The organism is Psychrobacter sp. T6-6, from assembly GCF_052258185.1.
GTDB lineage: Bacteria > Pseudomonadota > Gammaproteobacteria > Pseudomonadales > Moraxellaceae > Psychrobacter.
In genome coordinates this window covers 737,504-743,857 of record NZ_JBQQEX010000001.1, presented here as the reverse complement: position 1 = coordinate 743,857, position 6,354 = coordinate 737,504, and the positions used below count along the sequence as shown (strand labels likewise).

At 39.7% G+C, this 6,354-nt stretch carries 9 protein-coding genes and 1 rRNA gene; 9 read left to right on the top strand and 1 reads right to left on the bottom strand.

The features are described from left to right. Nucleotides 1-202 precede the first annotated feature (202 nt). From rrf to ACTXGL_RS03155, 9 genes are all read left to right on the top strand, one after another. Nucleotides 203-316 (top strand): 5S ribosomal RNA (gene rrf / locus ACTXGL_RS03195). Nucleotides 317-604: 288 nt separating this feature from the next. Next, entirely contained in the window at nucleotides 605-1,045 is a 441-nt protein-coding gene (locus ACTXGL_RS03190) for a thiol-disulfide oxidoreductase DCC family protein (protein WP_443524807.1), read from the top strand. Beyond that, nucleotides 1,032-1,412 (top strand): DoxX-like family protein, encoded by a 381-nt coding sequence (locus tag ACTXGL_RS03185; protein ID WP_443524806.1) that lies wholly within the window; start codon nucleotides 1,032-1,034, stop codon nucleotides 1,410-1,412. Before ACTXGL_RS03190 ends, ACTXGL_RS03185 begins: the two co-directional genes overlap by 14 nt. 57 nt (nucleotides 1,413-1,469) lie before the next feature. Beyond that, nucleotides 1,470-1,880: a hypothetical protein gene (locus ACTXGL_RS03180; protein WP_443524805.1), complete on the top strand. Its 411-nt coding sequence runs from the start codon at nucleotides 1,470-1,472 to the stop codon at nucleotides 1,878-1,880. 45 nt (nucleotides 1,881-1,925) lie between these two features. After that, nucleotides 1,926-2,294 (top strand): TIGR02391 family protein, encoded by a 369-nt coding sequence (locus ACTXGL_RS03175; RefSeq protein WP_443524804.1) that lies wholly within the window; start codon nucleotides 1,926-1,928, stop codon nucleotides 2,292-2,294. Between the two features lie 18 nt (nucleotides 2,295-2,312). Beyond that, nucleotides 2,313-3,488, top strand: coding sequence for a HEPN-associated N-terminal domain-containing protein (locus ACTXGL_RS03170; RefSeq protein ID WP_443524802.1), 1,176 nt, complete (start codon nucleotides 2,313-2,315; stop codon nucleotides 3,486-3,488). A 160-nt stretch (nucleotides 3,489-3,648) separates the two neighbouring features. Continuing rightward, nucleotides 3,649-4,062 (top strand): OsmC family protein, encoded by a 414-nt coding sequence (locus ACTXGL_RS03165; RefSeq protein ID WP_443524800.1) that lies wholly within the window; start codon nucleotides 3,649-3,651, stop codon nucleotides 4,060-4,062. Between the two features lie 4 nt (nucleotides 4,063-4,066). Further along, on the top strand, nucleotides 4,067-4,528 hold the full coding sequence (locus tag ACTXGL_RS03160; RefSeq protein WP_443524799.1) for a flavodoxin family protein: 462 nt from the start codon (nucleotides 4,067-4,069) through the stop codon (nucleotides 4,526-4,528). Between the two features lie 107 nt (nucleotides 4,529-4,635). Then, nucleotides 4,636-5,295, top strand: a complete 660-nt coding sequence (locus ACTXGL_RS03155; protein WP_443524797.1) for a DUF938 domain-containing protein — start codon at nucleotides 4,636-4,638, stop codon at nucleotides 5,293-5,295. A gap of 100 nt (nucleotides 5,296-5,395) precedes the next feature. Here the strand turns inward: ACTXGL_RS03155 and ACTXGL_RS03150 are convergent, their stop codons facing one another. Further along, entirely contained in the window at nucleotides 5,396-6,187 is a 792-nt protein-coding gene (locus ACTXGL_RS03150) for a dienelactone hydrolase family protein (RefSeq protein ID WP_443524796.1), read from the bottom strand. Between the last annotated feature and the right edge of the window lie 167 nt (nucleotides 6,188-6,354).

Genomic DNA, 6,354 nt, shown 5'->3' with positions numbered 1-6,354 from the left:
GAAGCACAGCGATGTGTGTAGCTAACCTGTACTAATTGCTCGTTTGGCTTGACCATACAACACCCAAGTGGTTTGTATACAAGTCTAATTAATCTGTCATAGACAGAACATTTCGATATCACCTTTGACCTTGATTCAGTTAGGTTAAGTGATACTTAGTCAAATAAGTAAAACAACAACAGACTCATATCTAACCCCCTTTGCTGACGACAATAGCGCGATGGCCCCACCTGATCCCTTCCCGAACTCAGAAGTGAAACATCGTTGCGCCAATGGTAGTGTGGTTCGCCCATGTGAGAGTAGGTCATCGTCAGCTCTCTATTCTGAAATATCCCCCGACTAGTTATCTAGGCGGGGGATTTTCTTTGTCTATAGTTTTGTTTCTGCTCTAGCCAACCTCATTAGTTATCTCTACCTAGTTACTTTCTCTATCCATATCCCATGTTATTGCATCTTTTTACTCTTATACTTGTTCTTTGCCTAATTTTAGCTATCTATTATCAGAAATTATCAAACTATACTCTACTTTTATATTTAGATTGTTGCTTATCCATATTAGTGTTAAATTTACTCAACAATAAGTGGTTATTTGAAAGAGCAAAAAATGAATACTGATAAACTCCCTCCCAATGTTGGTGTCTCAGATAAAGTCATTCTCTTCGATGGCGTTTGTAAGCTATGTAACGTATGGAGTAATTTTATCCTTAAGTATGATAGTAAGCAGATCTTCAAATTGTGTAGTGTGCAATCAGAAGAGGGCCAAGCAATACTGCTTTATTTCGGGCTACCTACCGACTCTTATGAAACCATGCTCTATGTAGAAGGTAACCAGTCCTTCCAAAAGAGTAATGCTTTTTTTCAAGTTATGTCAAAATTAGGTTATCCATGGAAAGGGGTTTGTATTTTTAAGATTATTCCAACACCTATACGAGATTGGATGTATGACCGTATCGCATTGAATCGTTATCGTCTGTTTGGTAAATATGACTACTGTGCTCTACCATTGCCAGAGAATAAGGCACGTTTTTTAGATGCAAAAAGATAAGCTCATTCATGTTTCGTTCATCAGCAGAGTTCTATTGGGGTGTTTATTTATCTATCACGGCTTGGTACCCAAGATATTATGGTTGAGTGCAGTCGAAGTACATTTGGTCTCGATTAGTGGTCTTGATGTATCTGCCAAGATAGCCTCACCATTAGCGGGTATTGGTGAGACAGTTTTGGGTTGTGCAATCATATCTCTCAATAAGTCCAACACTCCTGTGTATATAGCTGCGGCTATTCTACTCTTGCTATTACTCTTTGTAGCTGTAGCAAGTCCAATGTATTTGATAGGTGCATTTAATCCCGTTACGACCAATATTCTAGGTCTGGGTTTTTGCTATCTGATTTTATTTATAGGTAAAGCATAAATGAAATGCTGCTTTACTAGCTTTAGCAGTACTTAGCATTTAAGGTAAAGAAAACAAGTGAAAGCCAAATTTGCGGGTATTCAATATATAGGCGACAGCAGAGTCACACAAATATGCAAAGAGGCAGTCATAAAGCTTATACATGCTGGTGAAGATATAAGAGACGTGAAAATACTCACTGTTGAAGAAACTTATTCACATGCGCTATTGCTAACTCTCAGATATGATATTGAGGTTATCATCAAAGGTGGTTTTGCTTCTGGTTACAATGGAGAGGCACCAAAAGGATATGCATTCGTCTTAAACCTATTACGCAACTATACAGACAGTATTAATGAATATATCGTTTCAAAATCGATTTTTGAACGTATATCCAATTCAAGTTTGACTGTGAAAGATTTAGACTATATCAATAGTATCAAGCCAGTACGTCCTGCTAGGTGGTATGATTCTGCTTATATTCACTAAGAACGTGAGCGCAGTATTTTTAGTGAGTTTCCGCTTACCATTCCTATGGCATTGCTTGACCCGCGCCTGATTGAGCTGGCATTGGATTTTAACAAGAATCCAGACAATGCAATTATAAGTGCATACCGAAAGCTAGAATCTATTGTTAAAGAGCGTACAGGTTTGAATAACGAAAATGGCGTTAAGCTGTTTGCAAAAGCATTCCAAGTTGATGATTCAGTTTTGTGTTGGGAAAACTTAGATTCAGGTGAATCTAAAGGGAGAGCATCGCTGTTTACAAGTGTCTATATGGCGTATCGCAACAATCGAGCACATCAGGAACCCCGTCATAATGTAAGTGATGATATTCGAGAGTTTATGTTAGTGAATCAATTATTTGTTTTAGAAAGTGAAGCAGTAATAAAATACGCGTAATGGCGAGAGGAGGAAGATTTGGGATATTACTCAGACTTGTCGATTACTATGCATGAGTTGCCTCAGCTTAGTGGACTTGATAAATCGATATGTGCAGATTGTGTTTTAGACGATGAACTCGTTAGTCTAGTCGCTAATAATCTTAGTTCAAACTCATGTTCCTATTGTGGAGAAGAGAATGAAGAAGGTGATTTGATCGCCGCTCCATATAATGTAGTGATGAAACGAATATATGACTCAATATTTCAGTATTATGGAGATGCGCAAGATGTAGGTATGCCATGGGTTGAAAAAGAATGGTTGATACCAGAAATCACTATATCGGAAATTATTTGGGATTTTGACCCTGGTTGGTGCGGAGAGTTTTGCGAAGATTTGATAAGCAGCTCTGATTCAAGTCTGTATTTAGTAGAGCATGTCAAAAATGACTGGTCTATTGAAAGTTCGTTTTCAGCATTATCATATGGTTGGTCGGCTTTTAAAAATCAAGTTCTATACAAAACGCGCTATTTATTTTTGTCTGAACCCGAAGATGAATACTCCTCTGGTAGACCTGATTATATTTCTGTTCCAAGTATGCTCAATGCTCTTGGAGTACTTTGTAATAAAGAAAAACTTGTTACTACTATTCCAGCTGGAACTGAGTTTTATCGGGTCAGAGTTAACCGAGAAAAGGAGGAGTTCACAGAGTTTTGCGATATTGGCGTACCTCCAGAAGGAAAAGCTAGTGCTGGACGTATGAATCCAGCTGGTATTTCTTATTTCTATGTGGCTTATGATCAAAGTACAGCAGAAAAAGAAGTAATCACAGATGCGACAGAATGGTCAACTGCTAAATTTAAGTTAATAAAAGATATTCAAGTTATAGATTTTGTTGATATACCAGAAATACCAAGTATTTTCGAGCCTGAAAAGTATGAGGCTAGGCAAAATATGTCATTTCTTCATTCGTTTGTAGATGAATTGACTTTACCTGTTATAAAGGATGGTAGAGAGCATGTTGAATATGTACCGACACAAATTGTATCAGAGTATTTTAGATTCAGATTCCAAACTGAAAATGCGCAGCCTATTTTAGGATTGCGTTATAGCAGTGTGAGGAATCCTAATGGTATTAATATTGCGATATTTGATTCAGAGAATGAGTCACTAGAAAAGAGTTTTGAATTAGTATCTATCAAAAAAAATTGCTAACAAGTTACTTATTGGTACTTTGCAACTCATGGCATTGCACTTGAAGATAAGAAAGGTAATATCACACAACCTACGATAAGAGTTGTCAGCAATGATACTATTGATATTATCCCCGTGCCTACTATATTTTAATACTTAACTCCATTTACTAGAGAACCCCATGACCACATCAAAAGTAACTTACCAAGGCGATTTGCGTACCACCGCCGTTCATTTGCAATCAAATAATGAAATCATCACCGACGCGCCGACGGACAATCAAGGCAAAGGCGAGGCGTTTTCACCAACGGATTTGCTAGCCACCAGTTTAGCAAGCTGTATGCTGACCATTATCGGTATCAAAGCCCGTGATATGGAGATTGACCTTGCAGGGACGACGGCGGAAGTGACCAAAGTCATGGCTGCTGACCCAAGACGCGTGAGCGAGATCCATGTCATCATCACCTTTAACAGTCAGCTTGATGATAGAACGCAAACCATCTTTTATAACACCGCATTGGCTTGCCCAGTCGCTAACAGTATCCATCCTGATATCACGCAGAACGTCACGTTTCGTACTGCTCGTGACCGCTAACACCATGACAAAAACATTACTCATCGTCGCACATGCACCATCGCCCAATACTCAGAAATTGGCGCAGGCGGCTTTTGACGGTGCTAATCATGCTGATATAGATATCACTGTCATTTTGAAATCACCGCAGGACACGCAGCCAGAAGATGTATTGGCTGCTGATGCGTTACTGCTAGGCACAACTGAAAATCTAGCGTATATGGCAGGGCTGTCCAAAGACTTCTTTGATCGTTGCTACTATCCAGTGCTAGAAGAGAAGCAAGGTATGCCATTTGCGGTATATATACGAGCAGGGCATGACGGTACAGGTACCAAGCTTGCGCTCAAAACGATTACAACGGGGCTACGTTGGTCATGGATTCAAGAGGCGCTGATACTACAAGGTGATTGGCAAGACAGCTTTGCTGAGCAACTAGAAGAGCTTGCTATGACGCTGGCCGCTGGGGTAGAGGCAGGTATTTACTAGTTGTAAGTTGTTTGGTAGTCATTAGGTCAGTATTAGACAGTGCTTGTTAATCTACTACTATCAGCTATCAATACTGAGAGTATAATAAACGGTCTGGGAGGATAGTGATGCATGACGATAATATGAAAAGTGATCATCTCAATAACAAAGTAGATATTACTGCCTTGCCGTTTTCTCAAGCCTGTGAAAATAATAAACAACCTATTTTTGAAGTACTTCAAACAGAGCTACAAGGCTTTAGTCATGTATTAGAAGTTGGCTCTGGAACGGGACAACATAGCGTTTATTTTGCGCCTAACTTGCCTGAGATACAGTGGCAAACGAGTGATGTGATCAGTAATCATCGCCATATAGTCGCTTGGCACGACGCTTACCCTGCACCTAATTTATATTCGCCATTGGCATTTGATTTGAATACAGATGCGATACCTTTCAGTAGTCGTGCAGACAGCCCCTATGATGCGATATTCACTGCCAATACCTTGCATATTATCAGTTGGAGTTTAGTCGAGCGCTTATTTGCATTGGCTGGTGATGCGCTATCTGTTAATGGCAAGCTGATTGTATATGGTCCATTTAACGAGCATGGTACATATACTAGTGAAGGCAACCAACGATTTGATACGATGCTAAGAGCAGGCAACGCTAATAGCGGTATTCGGAATAAGGAAGACGTAGTCCATTTAGCAAATTCGCATCACTTAAAACTTATAAATACTTATACGATGCCCGCTAACAATCAGCTGTTGGTATTTCAAAAACATTGATAATAAATAACTGATGCTGTAAAAAAACACCTCAATAGATCGTTATCAGATCTTAATTGAGGTGTTTTTTTACGTCTACATATTTATTTGCGTAGCTATATTACTTATATTCTTCTGCCAAAAAGTCCAAGTAGCGTTTCCAAGAACGTTCGTCTGCACGAGCATCATATCTGTCGCTACCAAACACGCTAAATGCATGTGGCGCGCCACTGTATGTCACCATTTCATGCGGTATCTTAGCTGCTTCTAATGTCTTACCCAAGGTGGCGAAGCTCTCTAGCGAGACTGATTGGTCGGCAGAGCCATGAAATACTAAAATCTCTCCAGTGGTGTTGTCATAGCTCTGACCTGTTGGTATCTCAAAGGCACCGTGGAAGGGTACAAAGGCTTTTTGCTCAAAGCCTGAGCGTGCTAGCTCTAACGCTACCGTACCACCAAAGCAATACCCCATAGTCGTGCCTTTACGCACATCATTACCTTGTAGTTGTCCTGCTGTTAATGCCCCTGCCAATATGCGGCGCATCTTGTTGCGGTCATCGTATAGCTCTCCTGTTAAACGCTTGTTTTCTTCAACAGAGGTAGGACGAATGCCTTGCCCAAACATATCTGCTGCCAGTACGTTATAACCTTCAGCTGCCAACATGTCAGCGCGTTTGCGCTCATAGTCAGTTAAACCATCCCAATCATGAATCAGTAAGATAAAAGGCGCGTTAGCCTTATCTGCTTTGGCGTAATAACCTTCGTAAGTTTGGTTCTCCACTGTATAAGTAACATTTTTGGTGGTGATAGCAGCAGCCGTTTGACTGACTGTTAATGCCATCAAACCCATTGATGCACCCATTAATAATGAGCGATAAGGTTTTTTGGATGCAGAGCTGAAAGTTTGTAACATGGTAGGTGGCCTTATAGTTATATAAATTAGTCATATGAAAAGATAAATATAAGGCTAAAACTATGCCAATGTATTTATCGATTGTCTCTAATACTCTCCAAAAGCATACCTGAAACAATAACTATATTACAAGATTCTATTGTTAACGTTGATGCATCGCTAAGATA